The sequence below is a fragment of the Ancylobacter sp. 3268 genome, assembly GCF_031456575.1.
Lineage (GTDB): Bacteria > Pseudomonadota > Alphaproteobacteria > Rhizobiales > Xanthobacteraceae > Ancylobacter.
The window spans coordinates 71,297-85,146 of record NZ_JAVDUX010000020.1; the positions used below are offsets into that span (position 1 = coordinate 71,297).

11 protein-coding genes and 2 pseudogenes are annotated in these 13,850 nt (G+C 68.6%); 7 read left to right on the plus strand and 6 right to left on the minus strand.

What is annotated here, in order from left to right; genetic code table 11:
* Nucleotides 1-89 precede the first annotated feature (89 nt).
* From J2X65_RS23215 to J2X65_RS23225, 3 genes are all read right to left on the minus strand, one after another.
* Entirely contained in the window at nt 90-557 is a 468-nt protein-coding gene (locus J2X65_RS23215; protein ID WP_213366999.1) for a MucR family transcriptional regulator, read from the minus strand.
* A gap of 343 nt (nt 558-900) precedes the next feature.
* Nucleotides 901-1,557: a TenA family protein gene (locus J2X65_RS23220; RefSeq protein ID WP_310206574.1), complete on the minus strand. Its 657-nt coding sequence runs from the start codon at nt 1,555-1,557 to the stop codon at nt 901-903.
* A 75-nt stretch (nt 1,558-1,632) separates the two neighbouring features.
* Nucleotides 1,633-2,436 carry an SDR family oxidoreductase gene (locus J2X65_RS23225; protein WP_310206577.1) on the minus strand — a complete coding sequence of 268 codons (804 nt, stop codon included), beginning with the start codon at nt 2,434-2,436 and terminating at the stop codon, nt 1,633-1,635.
* A gap of 421 nt (nt 2,437-2,857) precedes the next feature.
* On the opposite strand from J2X65_RS23225, the gene pucL reads away from it, so the two are divergent.
* From pucL to J2X65_RS23260, 7 genes are all read left to right on the plus strand, one after another.
* Nucleotides 2,858-3,697 carry a factor-independent urate hydroxylase gene (pucL, locus tag J2X65_RS23230; RefSeq protein WP_310206580.1) on the plus strand — a complete coding sequence of 280 codons (840 nt, stop codon included), beginning with the start codon at nt 2,858-2,860 and terminating at the stop codon, nt 3,695-3,697.
* A gap of 14 nt (nt 3,698-3,711) precedes the next feature.
* Nucleotides 3,712-4,536, plus strand: a complete 825-nt coding sequence (locus J2X65_RS23235) for an FAD binding domain-containing protein (protein WP_310206583.1) — start codon at nt 3,712-3,714, stop codon at nt 4,534-4,536.
* Nucleotides 4,533-7,241 (plus strand): molybdopterin cofactor-binding domain-containing protein, encoded by a 2,709-nt coding sequence (locus J2X65_RS23240; protein WP_310206586.1) that lies wholly within the window; start codon nt 4,533-4,535, stop codon nt 7,239-7,241. The genes J2X65_RS23235 and J2X65_RS23240 overlap by 4 nt, the downstream gene beginning before the upstream one ends.
* Nucleotides 7,238-8,656 carry a guanine deaminase gene (gene guaD, locus J2X65_RS23245; RefSeq protein WP_310206589.1) on the plus strand — a complete coding sequence of 473 codons (1,419 nt, stop codon included), beginning with the start codon at nt 7,238-7,240 and terminating at the stop codon, nt 8,654-8,656. Before J2X65_RS23240 ends, guaD begins: the two co-directional genes overlap by 4 nt.
* An 8-nt stretch (nt 8,657-8,664) precedes the next feature.
* Complete coding sequence (gene uraD / locus J2X65_RS23250; RefSeq protein ID WP_310206592.1) at nt 8,665-9,549, plus strand: 2-oxo-4-hydroxy-4-carboxy-5-ureidoimidazoline decarboxylase; 885 nt, start codon at nt 8,665-8,667, stop codon at nt 9,547-9,549.
* Between the two features lie 75 nt (nt 9,550-9,624).
* Complete coding sequence (locus tag J2X65_RS23255) at nt 9,625-10,485, plus strand: thermonuclease family protein (protein WP_310206595.1); 861 nt, start codon at nt 9,625-9,627, stop codon at nt 10,483-10,485.
* 37 nt (nt 10,486-10,522) lie between these two features.
* Nucleotides 10,523-12,016: a M48 family metalloprotease gene (locus J2X65_RS23260; protein ID WP_310206660.1), complete on the plus strand. Its 1,494-nt coding sequence runs from the start codon at nt 10,523-10,525 to the stop codon at nt 12,014-12,016.
* A gap of 43 nt (nt 12,017-12,059) precedes the next feature.
* Here the strand turns inward: J2X65_RS23260 and J2X65_RS23265 are convergent, their stop codons facing one another.
* From J2X65_RS23265 to J2X65_RS23275, 3 genes and pseudogenes are all read right to left on the minus strand, one after another.
* A complete protein-coding gene (locus tag J2X65_RS23265) occupies nt 12,060-12,947 on the minus strand; it encodes an RNA polymerase factor sigma-32 (RefSeq protein ID WP_310206598.1) in 888 nt (295 codons plus the stop codon).
* A 153-nt stretch (nt 12,948-13,100) separates the two neighbouring features.
* A pseudogene (locus J2X65_RS23270) lies at nt 13,101-13,530 on the minus strand (hypothetical protein); the annotation flags it as partial.
* Nucleotides 13,496-13,788: pseudogene (locus tag J2X65_RS23275) on the minus strand (ABC transporter ATP-binding protein/permease); the annotation flags it as partial. The pseudogenes J2X65_RS23275 and J2X65_RS23270, both read right to left, overlap by 35 nt.
* Nucleotides 13,789-13,850 lie beyond the last annotated feature (62 nt).

Below are 13,850 nucleotides of genomic sequence, written 5' to 3' on the forward strand. Positions count from 1 at the left end.
GAAACGAAAACGACCGGGCCACCGGCCCGGTCGTGTGATGTCGCCGCCTCACGCCACGACCGATGGCCGTGGCGCGTGATGTCTGGCGTTCAGGCCGCCGCCTTGCGGCTACGGCCGCGGGGCTTGGCGGGAGCGACCGGCGCCGGCTTCTTGCGCTGCTGGCCGAGGCCCATCTTCTTGGCGAGGTTGGAGCGCGCCTCGGCATAGCTCGGTGCAACCATCGGATAGTCGTTCGGCAGACCCCACTTAGCGCGGTACTCTTCCGGAGTCATATTGTACTTCGTGCGCAGATGACGCTTGAGCGACTTGAACTTCAGCCCGTCCTCCAAGCACACGATGAACTCCGGCGTCACCGACTTCTTCACCGGGATGGCAGGCTTCAGAACTTCTTCCACTACCACCGGGGCGGGCGTGTTCAGGCGAAGCAGTGCCGTGTGCACCTTCGAAATCAGATCAGGCAACTCCGACGCCGGCACGGAATTGTTACCGACGAAAGCGGCAACCACATCCGCCGTAAGACCGAGGTAATCCACCGACGAATCTTCTGTTCCCGACATCTATCTTCTCCATACAAGTCTTGATTCGGTGTAACACCTCCGCGGGAAAGGTCAACAAGCAAAATTGTCAAAAACCTTCCCGATACGAAAATAAAGCCTCCAAACCGCGCGTCATTGACCTCGCCTGACGTCACCCGCCTCAGTTGATTCACCCACCCAAAAGCACTGCCTGCGATTGCATCAGCGCACCGCGCGCTGCGGGCCGGCGGATGTATTGCGCCCGGCGAACTATTGTGGCGCCTCACTTTCGAGCCGCCGGGAATAGTTTCGGAAATTCTGGCAAAAATCCGGCATTCGCGATCAATTGCGGCGTGTCGACCGTGATTTTATTGGTTCCGCCCGCTCACACGTCACTAGCGTAGACGTGATCGAAGAAGTCTCGCTCACAGGCGACAGCACGACGGAACAGATCGGCGGCACGCGCCCGGTTTTCTTCATCCGCCGCCGCGCCGGCGCGATCGAGCTCCCGGCGCAGCCAGGTTACGAAAGCACGAAAACCATCATTGTTGTGCAGCGTGATCCACTCGGCATGCACGAAACCGTCCGGCAGCGCCGCACCGGGCCGGTCGGCCCAGTCGAGATACAGCCACTCGGCCACGCAAAGCACGGCAAGGCAGCACGCATAGCTGCGCGCGCCCGCTGCCTCCTCCATCAAATTCCGGAAGGCGCGGGTCGGCGCGGTCAGTACCGGCGCCAGGCGCTGGTCTTCCGGCACGCCGAGCGCGTCGAAGGCGCGCAGGAAATAGGTGTTCTCGTCGCTGGTGATCATGGCGGCGAATTGCGAGAAGCGTACCCGCGATTCAAAGCGGTCGGCCGTGGCGATCGCGGCGCCGATCAGCGCCACGAAACGGTCGACGAACTGATAGTCCTGGATGAGATAGCGGCGCATGACATCGTCCGCCACCGCGCCGCGAAAGATCTCGTCGACGAAACGGTGATGGGTCGATGCGCTCCAGTTGCCTTTGTTTTCCTCGCGAAGCTGGTCACTGAATCCGGCCATGTCGGCTCCTCCCTGTCGTTCTCGCCGCTGTATGGAGCGGCAGGGACGCGGCGTCGAGAGGGCCGGGAGGCGCAGCTACATGCGCACCGTCTGGCCGCCATCGACGGTCAGGACATGGCCGTTGACGAAGGACGCCTCGTCGGAGGCGAGGAACACCGCCGCCGCGCCGATCTCGTGCGGCCGCCCCCAGCGCCCCATCGGCACCCGCACATCGACGAAGGCGGAGAAGGCGGCATCGTGCACCAGCCCCTGATTGGTCTCGGTGGCGAACATGCCGGGCGCGATGGCGTTGCTGGTCACCCCGTCGCGGGCATAATCCACCGCGAGCGCCCGCATCAGCCCGGCCAATCCGGCCTTGGCGGCGGTGTAGACCGGGTCGTGGCGATTGGCGACCTGCCCGGCGATCGAGGTGACGGCGATGAGCCTGCCATGTCCCTGCGCCGCCATGTAGCCGGCGGCCTGGCGCGCCAGCAGCATCGGCGCCAGAAGATCTGTGGCCAACAGCCGCTCCGCCTCCTCCGCGGTGAAGGTCTCCAGGGCCCGCCGGTCGCGGGCGCCGACATTGTTGACGAGAATGTCGAGCCGGCCATGACGCGCGTGCAGCGCCGCGAGCGCCGCCGACGCCGCGGCGTGATCGGCGATGTCGAAGGCCGCGACCTCCACCTCGCAGCCGGTCGCGGCGGCGAGCGCCTGCGCCGCGGCGGCGAGCCGCCCGTGGTCGCGCCCGTTAATGGTCACCTTCGCTCCGGCCAGCGCCAGCGCCTTCGCCATCTCGAAGCCGAGCCCGCGGGCGGAGCCGGTGACCAGCGCCACCCTCCCGTCGAGACGGAACGGCGCGCGGAACGGGGCGGGGGCGGAAAGCTGGGGGTCGGCGGTCATGACGGGTTTCTCCGTGGAGGGGGCCGGCTTCTGCGAAGAGCCGATAGTCCTCCCTCTGCATCTTTCCTTGGATGTGTACCACCCGTTCTCGGTGACGCCCGTCATTTGCCAGAGACCTGACGGACGAGACCTGACGGACGCAGCTTGACGGACGATGACCTGACGGTCGCCGGCGCACGACGCCGCCAGCACCGCCTCCCCGCCGAGGGCACCCTGCCGCCCGGCCGTCCCGCGCCATGGCGCGGAGCGGCGGTCTCCCATGCGGCGCTTGACCGCGCCCGGCGGTATTTTGCGCCAGCGCATTGCCGCCGCGCCCGCAATAGCGAAATCTGCGTCCCAGTCCGTCGCGATGGAACAGGGGCCCGGCCGCGGCATGCGCATTGCTTCGCCCGGCCCGAGGGCTGAAGAAGGGGAGACTGACATGCCATTGATCCGCAACAGCTATGGCAAGGGCCGGGTGCGCATCATGCGCGTCGAGCGCGACAGCCCCCGCCACCAGGTCCGCGAGCTGACGGTGCAGTGCATGCTCACCGGCGCCTTCGACGCCGCCTATACCGCAGGCGACAACAGCAAGGTCGTCGCCACCGATTCGATCAAGAACATCGTCAACATCGTCGCCCGCGACCATGTCGGCCTCGACAACGAGGCCTATTGCGCGGTGCTCGCCCGCCATTTCCTCGACCGCTACGACCATGTCGAGACGGTGGAGATCACCGCCAGCGAGACCCGATGGGTGCGCATCGCCGTCGACGGCGCCCCGCACGACCATGCCTATGTGCTCGACGGCAATGGCCATCCCGTGGTGAAGGTTTCGGCCGCGCGCGCCGGCACCACCATCGTCTCGGGGATTTCCGGCTTCACCTTCCTCAAGACCACCGAATCGGGCTGGGAGGATTACTGGTTCGACGAGGCCACCACGCTGAAGCCGACGGCGGACCGGCTGTTCGCCACCGCGATGGAGGCCAGCTGGCGCTGGGCGCAGGCGCCCGCCTCCTATCCCGAGGCCAATGCCGCCGTGCTGGCCGAAGCGCTGAAGGTGTTCGCCACCACCTACAGCCCCGGCGTGCAGAACACGCTCTATCTGATGGGCGAGGCGGTGCTGGCGGCGGTGCCGGAGATCGCCGAGATCAGCTTCGCCTGCCCCAACAAGCACTATCTGCCCATCGATCTGTCGCCGTTCGGCCGCGCTTTCGACGGGCGGGTGTTCACCCCCACCGACGAGCCGCATGGCCAGATCGAGTGCACCATCGCCCGCAGCTGAGGCGGCGGAGGCCCATGGACATCAACACCATCACCGAGGTGCTGCGCCCCCGCGCACGCGACGAGATCGGCTCCGCCCGGCCGGGCGACGCCTTCCTCGGCGGCGGCACCTTCCTGTTCTCCGAGCCGCAGCCGGAACTGCGCCGGCTCATCGATCTGTCGAAGCTGCGCTGGCCGCCGCTCTCAGCCGGCGAAGCCGGGCTCGACATCGCCGCCACCTGCACCATCGCCGAGCTCCATGCCTACGAGGCGCCCGCCGGCTGGACGGCGGCGCCGCTGATCGGCGAATGCTGCCGCGCCTTCCTCGCCTCGTTCAAGGTGTGGAACATGGCGACGGTCGGCGGCAATATCTGCCTCGGCCTGCCGGCGGGGCCGATGATCTCGCTTGCCGCCGCGCTCGACGGAAGCTGCGTGCTGTGGGCCGGCGATGGCGGCGAGCGCCGCCTGCCCGTGCTCGATTTCGTGCGCGGCCCGCGCGAGAACGCGCTGGCGCCCGGCGAATTGCTGCGCCGCATCGAGCTGCCGGCCGCCGCGCTGGCCCGCCGCTTCGCCTTCCGCCGGGCGTCGCTCACCCCGCTCGGGCGCTCCGGCGTGCTCGTCATCGGCACGCTGGACCGCGACGGCAGCTTCCGGCTGACGGTGACGGCGGCGACGCGGCGGCCGCAGCGGCTGGATTTTCCGGCGCCGCCGGACCGTGCCGCCCTCGCCGGGCGGCTCGCCGCCGCACTCCCGCCGGCGCTGTATTATGACGACGTTCACGGCCGCCCCGACTGGCGGCGGCACATGACCCATCTGTTCGCCGAGGAAGTCCGTGCCGAACTTCTGGGAGAAGCGGCATGAATCTCGTCGTCAACGGCGCCGCCGTCGCCATCGACCCGCGCCCCGGCCAGTGCCTGCGCACGCTGCTGCGCCAGCTCGGCTGGTTCGGCGTCAAGAAGGGCTGCGATGCGGGGGATTGCGGCGCCTGCACCGTGCATGTCGACGGGCGGCCGGTGCATTCCTGCCTCTATCCCGCCTTCCGGGCCGAGGGCGCCAGCGTCACCACCATCGAGGGCCTGGCGCCGGAGGGCGGCCTGCATCCCATGCAGCAGGCCTTCCTCGACGCCCAGGGCTACCAATGCGGCTTCTGCACGGCGGGCATGGTGATGACCGCCGCCGCCCTCGATCAGGCGCAGCGCCGCGACCTGCCGAACGCGCTCAAGGGCAATCTGTGCCGCTGCACCGGCTATCGCGGCATCGCCGACGCGATCGACGGCGTCACCCATGTCGAGGCCGACGCTCCCGGCGCCGCCTGCGGCCGCAGCCTGCCGGCCCCCGCCGGCCCGGCCATCGTCACCGGCCGCGCCGGCTACACCATGGACGTGGCGCCGGAGGACGAGCTCGCCGGCCTCACGCATATGAAGATCCTGCGGGCGCCGCACCCCCATGCGCGGATCGTGGCGATCGACGCGGCGGCGGCGCTGGCGCTGCCCGGCGTGGTCGCGGTGCTGACCCATGCCGACGCGCCCGAGGCGCTGTTCTCCACCGCCCGCCACCACCACGCCACCGACGACGTCGACGACACCCGGGTGCTCGATCCGGTCATCCGCCATATCGGCCAGCGTGTCGCCGCCGTGGTCGCCGAGAGCGAGGCGGTGGCCGAGGCCGCCTGCGCCCTGATCGACGTCACCTATGCGCCGCTTCCGGCGGTGTTCGATCCCTTCGAGGCGATGGCGCCGGGGGCGCCGGTGCTGCACGACAAGCCAGCCTCCTCCCGCATCGCCGATGCGCGGCGCAACATCGTCGCCGAGCTGCATGGCGAGATCGGCGACATCGCGGCAGGGTTGGCGCAGGCCGACCACGTCTTCGCCGCCACCTACCGCACCCAGCGCGTGCAGCACGCGCATCTGGAGACCCACGGCGCCATCGGCTGGCGCGACGGCGAGGGCCGCCTCGTGCTGCGCACCTCCTCGCAGACGCCCTTCCTCACCCGCGATGCCCTCGCCAACCTCTTTGGCCTGCCGCGCGAAAAGGTGCGCGTCGTCACCGGGCGGGTCGGCGGCGGCTTCGGCGGCAAGCAGGAAATGCTGGTCGAGGACATTGTGGCGCTGGCGGTGCTGAAGACCGGCCGGCCGGTGAAGCTGGAATATACCCGCGCCGAGCAGTTCGCCGCGTCCACCTGCCGTCACCCGATGAGCATCGAGGTGAAGATCGGCGCCAGGGCGGACGGCACCCTCACCGCCCTCGCCCTCACCGTGGTGTCCAATACCGGCGCCTATGGCAATCATGGCCCCGGCGTGCTGTTCCACGGCGCCAATGAGTGCCTCACCCTCTACCGCTGTGCCAATAAGCGGGTGGACGGCTATGCCGTCTACACCAACACCCCGCCCAGCGGCGCCTTTCGCGGCTATGGCCTCAGCCAGACCATCTTCGCGGTGGAATCGGCGATGGACGAGCTGGCGCACGCGCTCGGCATCGATCCGTTCGCGCTGCGGCGGCGGAACGTCATCGTGCCCGGCGACGCGCTGGTCGCCTATGACGATCATCCCCACGATGTCGAGTTCGGCTCCTATGGCCTCGACCAGTGCCTGGATCGGGTCGAAACCGCGCTCCGGGCGGGGCCGAAGCCCGATCCGGGGCCGGACTGGCTGGTCGGGCGCGGCATGGCGGCGTCGATGATCGACACCGTCCCGCCGCGCGGCCATGTCGGCATGAGCCATCTCGCCCTGATGCCGGATGGCGGTTTCGAGCTGAAGGTCGGCACCGCCGAATTCGGCAACGGCACCACCACCGTGCACGCGCAGATCGCCGCCACCGTGCTCGGGATCACCAGCGCCGCCATCCGCATCCGCCAGTCCGACACCGACCATGTGGCGCATGACACCGGCGCCTATGGCTCCACCGGCACGGTGGTGGCCGGCGAGGCCACCCGCCGCGCCGCGCAGGCCCTGCTCGGGCGCATCCTCGCCGTGGCCGCCGCCCGCGCCGGCGTCGTCACCGATCTCTGCCGCATCGAGGGCGGGCATGTCGTCGCCGGCGCGGCGCGCATCCCGCTCGCCGATCTGGCTCCGCTGGAGGCCGAAGGGCGCGCCGATGGCTCGCCGCGCTCGATCGCCTTCAATGTCCAGGCCTTCGAGGTCGGCGTGCACCGTCGTTCCGGCGAGATCCGCCTGCTGCGCTCGCTGCACGCCGCCGATGCCGGCGTGGTCATCAACCCGATGCAGTGCCGCGGCCAAATAGAGGGCGGCGTCGCCCAGGCCATCGGCGCCGCGCTCTATGAGGACCTGCTGGTCGACGCCGCCGGCGCCGTCGCCAACCCGACCTTTCGCGGCTATCACATCCCCACCTTCGCCGATGTGCCGCGCACCGAGGTGTTCTTTGCCGATACCCATGACACGCTCGGCCCGCTCGGCGCCAAGTCGATGAGCGAAAGCCCGTATAATCCGGTGGCCCCGGCGCTCGCCAACGCGATCTTCGATGCCACCGGCGTGCGGCTGCGCGCCACGCCGTTCAAGGCGGACGAGCTCTACGCGCTGATCCCGGCCGAGCCGGCGGAGGATGCATGACCGGCAGCCCCCCCACATCCGCACGCCCCACATCCGCACGCCCCACATCCGCGCGCCCCGCACCCGCGCGCACCGCGCGCCTCGCCCTTCGCGGTCCCGCCCTCAGCCTCAAGGCCGATCCCTTCGCCCTGCCGGCCGGCGACTGCCTCGACCATATCGAGGATGCGCTGATCGTCATCGAGGACGGCGTCATCGCCGCCATCGGTCCCTATGCCGATCTGGCGCCGGGACTTTCGCCGGACATCGATCTCATCGATCACCGCACCGGCCTCATCGTCCCCGGCTTCATCGACGCCCACGTGCATTATCCGCAGCTGCAGATGATCGGCGCCCATGGCGCGCAGCTGCTCGAATGGCTCGACACCTACACCTTCCCCGCCGAGATGAGCTTTGCCGACGCCGCCCACGCCGAGCGGGTCGCCGGCCTGTTCCTGCGCGAGTTGCTGCGCGCCGGCACCACTACGGCTATGGTCTACTGCACGGTACACCCCCATTCGGTGGACGCCTTCTTCGCCGAATCCGAGCGCTTCAACACCCGCATGATCGCCGGCAAGGTGCTGATGGACCGCAACGCCCCGGCGCCGCTGCTCGATACCGCCCAGCGCGGATTCGAGGAGAGCGCCGCGCTCATCGCCCGCTGGCACGGCCGAGGGCGCCAGCACTACTGCGTCACCCCCCGCTTCGCCCCGACAAGCACCGAGGCCCAGCTCGACGCCGCCGGGGCGCTACTCCATGAGGCTAACGGATTGTTTTTGCAAACACATCTCTGCGAGAACCCCGGCGAGGTGGAGTGGGTGCGCGAACTCTTCCCCGCCCGCGCCTCCTATCTCGACGTCTACGCCCATGCCGGGCTGGTGGGGCCGCGCTCGATGTTCGGCCACGCCGTGCATCTGCATGAGGGCGATTTCTGCACCTGCCACCAGGCCGGCGCCGGCCTCGCCCATTGCCCGACCTCCAACCTGTTCCTCGGTTCCGGCCTGTTCCGGCTGTTCGAGGCGGTGGACCCGCGATGCCCGGTCCGGGTCGGGCTCGGCACCGATGTCGGCGGCGGCACGTCACTGTCTCAATTGCAATCGCTTAACGAGGCCTACAAGGTGGCGGCGCTGACGGGCCACAAGCTCGGTGCCGCGCAGGCGCTTTATCTCGCGACGCTCGGCGGCGCCCGGGCGCTGCATCTCGACGACCGGCTCGGCCGCCTCGCCCCCGGCTACGAGGCCGACATCGTGGTGCTGGACCCGAAGGCGACGCCGCTGCTCGGCTTCCGCACCGATTATTGCCGCAGCATCGAGGAACTGGTCTTCGTGCTCATGACGCTCGGCGACGACCGCGCGGTACGGGCCACCTATGTCGCCGGCGCGCCGATCTATGATCGCGACCGCACCAGCGAGCAATTCCGCTACCCGACACACGCCTGAGGACCGCCATGGCCGCCATCACGCTCGCCGCCCTCAACGCCATGGACGTGCCCGGCTTCGTCGCCGCGCTCGACGGCATCTTCGAACACTCGCCCTGGGTCGCCGAAGCCGCCGCCACCCATCGCCCCTACCCGACCCTCGCCGCGCTGCACGAGGGATTGATGGCCGCCGTCGAGGCTCGCCCGCGGGGCGAGCGGATCGCCTTCATCGCCGCCCATCCCGACCTCGCCGGCAAGGCCGCACGTGCCGGCTCCATCGCCGCCGAATCGGTTTCCGAACAGGCCGGGCTCGGGCTCGACCGGCTGTCGGATGCCGAGTTCACCCGGTTCGAGGCGCTCAACGACGCCTATCGCAGCCGTTTCGGCTTTCCCTTCGTCATCTGCGTACGCCGCCAGACCCGCGACGCCGTGCTCGCCGCCTTCGAGACCCGGCTCGCCAACTCGCCGGACGAGGAACTGGCCGCGGCGCTTGCCGAGATCGGCTTCATCACCCGTCTCCGGCTCGTCGAACGTGTCGAAGGGCCGGGCGCGCCGCCAACCACCGGGCGCCTGTCCACCCACGTGCTCGACACCCACAAGGGCGGGCCGGCCGCGGGGGTCAAGGTCGAGCTCTACGAGGTTGGCGCCTCCGGCCGTGCCAGGCTGGCCGTGCGGATGACCAATGCGGATGGACGCACCGGTTCCCCGCTGCTCGCGGACGCACCGCTGCGCATCGGCACCTATGAACTGGTGTTCCATCTCGGGCCGTACTTTGCCGCGCGCGACCTGCCCTTGCCCGAGCGCCCCTTTCTTGACGAGGTGCCGGTACGCTTTTCGATCGCCGAACCCGAGGGCCATTACCACGTTCCGCTGGTCGCCACCCCCTGGAGTTATTCAACCTATAGGGGAAGCTGACGCACGACTCTTCTGGGCGACCGGGCGCATTTCGGCTATGCTCTTTCCGGGTACTCATGGTGGCCGGGAAGCCCTATGTCGCCGATCGAGCCGAACATGCCGACCGATGGCGCTTTCAGCCAACGGCCGATGATGAGGCGTTTCCGTCGTTCAGGCGGCGGTTCGGCTTGCCTTGCCCTGCTGACCCTCGCCTTGATTGGCCTTGCCGCCCTGTCGCCCGCCGCCGCCCGTGCCGCGGGTTGCCCGACGACCTTCGACACAGGCGTCGTGGCACGCGGCCTGGATGCGCATGGCGATATCGCGCTCGCCGATGGCCGCACCATACGCCTCGCCGCGCTGGTGGACATCACCGCCTCCCCCGATCCAGCCCGTCGGGCGGCGCTGGGCCGGCTCGTGGCCGGTCAGACGCTCGCCCTCGCCATGGCCGATTCGTCGCCGGATCGCTATGGCCGCCTCGCCGCCCTGGTCCGCCTGCCGGACGGGAGGCTGCTCCAGCAGGCCGCATTGGAACGCGGCCTCGCCGTCGCCCGGCCGGAGGCCGGCTATATTGGCTGCATGCCGGAGCTCATTGCCGCCGAGCGGCCGGCCCGCGCCGCCGGTCTCGGCGTGTGGGCGCACTTGCCGCTGAAGGCCGCCCCGCCGGAGGCTCTCGCACGCGCCGCCGGTCACTTTTCCGTTGTTGCCGGCCGGGTGCTGACAGTTGGCAGCACCCGCCGACTTGATTATCTCAATTTCGGCCCAGTCTGGCGGCAGGACACCACAGTGAGGGTGGACGAATCCGGACGCGCCGCCCTCAAGGCTCGTGGCCTCGACGTGGCGTCGCTCGCCGGACGCGAGGTGATTCTGCGCGGCGACGTCGATCTCGCCGACGGGCCGCTCATCGATCTGCGCTGGGCTGAACAGATGGAAGTGGTTGCGGAGGCTGCAAAGCCGTGACGGGGATGACGGGCCGGTGAACGAGACGGCGCACCGGATGGAACGGGACGAGGGGCAGCGCGTCGCCTTCGCGGCACCGCGTGCGCTTGTGCTCGCGCTCCTGTTCGCGGCCGGCCTCGCCCTGTCCGGCTGTTCCAATTTGCAGGAGACGCCGTCGACCGCCGCCGCACCGGCGCCGCCTTCCTTCGAGGACACGCTGACTCCGACCCAGCGCAAGGAGCACGAACGGCTCGTCGCCTCATATGGCGGCGCCTATAACGACCCCAAGCTGCAGGGCATGATCCAGGAGACGGTGACCCGCCTCGTCGCCGCGTCCGAGCGGCCGGACCAGAAATACCGCGTCACCATCCTCAATTCGCCGGCGATCAACGCTTTCGCCCTGCCGAACGGGTCGATCTACGTCACCCGCGGCCTGCTGGCGCTGGCCGACGACGATGCCGAGCTCGCCTCGGTGCTGGCGCACGAGATGGCGCATGTCATCGCCAATCATGCCGCCATCCGCGAGGACCAGGTGAAGCAGGCGGTGCTGGTCAGCCGCGTGATCTCCGATGTGGTGAACGATCCCGATCTCGGGGCATTGGCGCTGGCCAAGAGCCGCATGTCGCTGGCGAGCTTCTCGCGGGCGCAGGAACTCGAGGCCGACGCCATAGGGGTGGGCATCAGCGCCCGCGCCGGTTTCGACCCCTATGGCGCCGAGCGCTTCCTCACCACGATGGGCCGCCAGCAGGGGCTGCGCGCGTCGAGCCCGATGGGCCGCACCGCCTCGACCGACGCCGCCGACTTCCTGGCCACCCATCCGGCGACGCCCGAGCGCATTTCCATCGTCATGGCGAATGCCCGCGAATATGCCTCGCCGGACAAGCCGGGCGAGCGCGATGCCAAACAATATCTCACCGCCATTGACGGGCTGGTCTATGGCGACGACCCGAAGGAAGGCTTCATCCGCGGGCGGCGTTTCTTCCATCCGAAGCTCGGCTTCACCTTCACCGCCCCGGAAGGATTCGCGCTGGAGAATACTTCTCAGGCGGTTCTCGGGGCCGATGCCTCCGGTGCCGAGGCGCTGCGGCTCGATGCGGTGCGCGTCACCGGCGACCAGTCGCTGGCGCAGTATCTGTCGTCCGGCTGGATCGAGGGGGTCGAGATCTCGTCGGTGGAAAGTCTGGTGCTGAACGGCTTCCCGGCGGCCACGGCGGTGGCCCGCGGCGAGCAATGGTCGTTCCGCATGTTCGCCATCCGCTTCGGCAGTGACGTTTACCGGCTAATCTTCGCGGCGCGGGACCTGACGCCGGACCTCGACCGCCAGTTCCGCGAGGCGGCAGAGACTTTCCGCCGGGTCTCCATCGAGGAGGCGGAAAAGGTGAGGCCGCTGCGTATACGCACCGTGAAGGTCGGCCTAACCGACACGCCCGAAACCCTGGCCGCCAAGATGGACGTGCCGGACCGTCCGCTGGAGCGCTTCCTGATCCTCAACGGGTTGGAGAAGGGCGCCAAGCTGAAATATGGCGAGCTGGTGAAGATCGTCGCGGAATAGCCGGCGCCTGTCCTTAAGCCGCACTCGCCATGGATATGCCCTGCTATGCAAACGCCCCGGCTGGCATTCCCGCCCCGCTGACCAGCGTGGCGCGCAGCTTCTCGATGGCGCGGTTCTCGATCTGCCGCACACGCTCCTTGGAGATGCCGAGCCGCGCGCCCAACGTCTCCAGCGTCTCGCTTTCCTCGGCAAGGCGCCGGGCACGGATGATGCGCATCTCGCGGTCGGAAAGCGAGCGCAGCGCCAGCGAGAGCCAGCGGCGCTGACGCTCGCCGTCGATGCTCTCGGCAACCTGCTCGTCGGGCAGCGGGTCGTCGGCGACCAGCTGGTCGACCCGCGCGGTGCCCTCTTCCTCGCCGGTGAAAAGCGGGGCGTTCAGCGACAGATCGGGCGCGGTCAGCCGGGCATCCATGCGCGCCACCTCCGCGGAGGGGACGCCGAGCGCATCGGCCACCGCATCATACATTTGATCCCGGGTCGCGTGCGCGAACTCCTCGGCCTTCTCAAGGCGCGCGCGCACCCGGCGCAGATTGAAGAACAGCGCCTTTTGCCCCGAGGAGGTGCCGCCACGCACGATCGACCAGTTGCGCAGCACGTAGTCCTGGATGGCGGCGCGAATCCACCAGGTGGCATAGGTTGAGAACCGCACGTCCCGCGCCACTTCGAAGCGGGCGGCCGCCTCCATCAGGCCGATATGGCCTTCCTGGACGAGATCGGCCATCGGCAGGCCATAATGACGAAAGCGGCGGGCGATGGAGATAGCAAGGCGCATATGTGCCTGGACGAGGCGATGCAGCGCCCGCTCGTCGTGCTCTTCGCACCAGCGGCGGGCGAGTTCGAATTCCTGCTCACGCACCAGCAGCGGCTCAGCTTTGGCCGCCCTTGCAAGAGAGGTCGAGGGAACCACCGATTGACCGCCCAGATCGCCCATGCGCGCCTCCCCGGATCATGCGGACCCGCGGCGCATCAGGCGCAAACAAGCGCCGTCCGGGGCGGGACCCGACGAAGTGACATGCGCAGAACGCCTGGGAGACGGTTCGGTTCCACGCATTGATGGATTCCGCCCGCCCACCGCCGCGCTTTAGCCACCACAGGAAAACGCCTGTGGCATTCGCGTCGCATCCACGTTGAAGCGGATGGTGGGCGAGCGACCGGCGAGGAGGTCGCATTGGGAATTCGGCGGAATGCCGAGCGCGAAGGTATCGAAGCCCGGCATCCATGCACCGGTCCATCTCATAGTGCGAGATGAGCTTGGCGAAATAGGGCGGATAGCACGCGGCGATGAGGCGTGAGGATACCGGGGTTTGATCCTCATCGGCGATCGTGATCGCGGTCCGGTTCAGAACCTCCGGCATGGCGCTCAATGCGGTGTAGATCGAGACCGTGAAGGAAGAGACGATCAACACCGGCAGTATCGGATCGCGCGCCAGGCTGCGCAATTCCTTGATCCCGAACTGGGAGATGTTGGCGCGCGCATCGTCAGTTCGCCTGCTTTTTGAGAAGCGCGATGCCAAGTCCGAGGGGAACCGGCCGGCGATCAGCAACGGAATGAAGGCGTCGGCGAGGTCGGCGAAACGAGCCCCTTTGAAAACGCCCGCGCGAGATCGTCATGCAATAGGTCGCCGGGTAGATCCGGCCGAAGGCGCCGGCCCCTTGCAGCGATGAAGGGGCTCGATCATGTCGGTTTAATTGACGGCAGGGATGAGAGTGAGCAGCGCCGTGCTGAAGATTGCGGCGATCTGGGCGCTCATGAAGGTCGACAACAGCAGTCCCCAGAGCCGTGGCGGCAAACATGGAGCAGGGCCGCCAGACTTGGCGCGGGATGGCTGCCCCG

What these genes read in the sequence shown, in the direction of transcription:
- J2X65_RS23215 (WP_213366999.1), bottom strand. Translation starts at nt 557, where the DNA reads ATGTCGGGAACAGAAGATTCGTCGGTGGATTACCTCGGTCTTACGGCG.
- J2X65_RS23220 (WP_310206574.1), bottom strand. Translation starts at nt 1,557, where the DNA reads ATGGCCGGATTCAGTGACCAGCTTCGCGAGGAAAACAAAGGCAACTGG.
- J2X65_RS23225 (WP_310206577.1), bottom strand. Translation starts at nt 2,436, where the DNA reads ATGACCGCCGACCCCCAGCTTTCCGCCCCCGCCCCGTTCCGCGCGCCG.
- pucL (WP_310206580.1), top strand. Translation starts at nt 2,858, where the DNA reads ATGCCATTGATCCGCAACAGCTATGGCAAGGGCCGGGTGCGCATCATG.
- J2X65_RS23235 (WP_310206583.1), top strand. Translation starts at nt 3,712, where the DNA reads ATGGACATCAACACCATCACCGAGGTGCTGCGCCCCCGCGCACGCGAC.
- J2X65_RS23240 (WP_310206586.1), top strand. Translation starts at nt 4,533, where the DNA reads ATGAATCTCGTCGTCAACGGCGCCGCCGTCGCCATCGACCCGCGCCCC.
- guaD (WP_310206589.1), top strand. Translation starts at nt 7,238, where the DNA reads ATGACCGGCAGCCCCCCCACATCCGCACGCCCCACATCCGCACGCCCC.
- uraD (WP_310206592.1), top strand. Translation starts at nt 8,665, where the DNA reads ATGGCCGCCATCACGCTCGCCGCCCTCAACGCCATGGACGTGCCCGGC.
- J2X65_RS23255 (WP_310206595.1), top strand. Translation starts at nt 9,625, where the DNA reads ATGTCGCCGATCGAGCCGAACATGCCGACCGATGGCGCTTTCAGCCAA.
- J2X65_RS23260 (WP_310206660.1), top strand. Translation starts at nt 10,523, where the DNA reads ATGGAACGGGACGAGGGGCAGCGCGTCGCCTTCGCGGCACCGCGTGCG.
- J2X65_RS23265 (WP_310206598.1), bottom strand. Translation starts at nt 12,947, where the DNA reads ATGGGCGATCTGGGCGGTCAATCGGTGGTTCCCTCGACCTCTCTTGCA.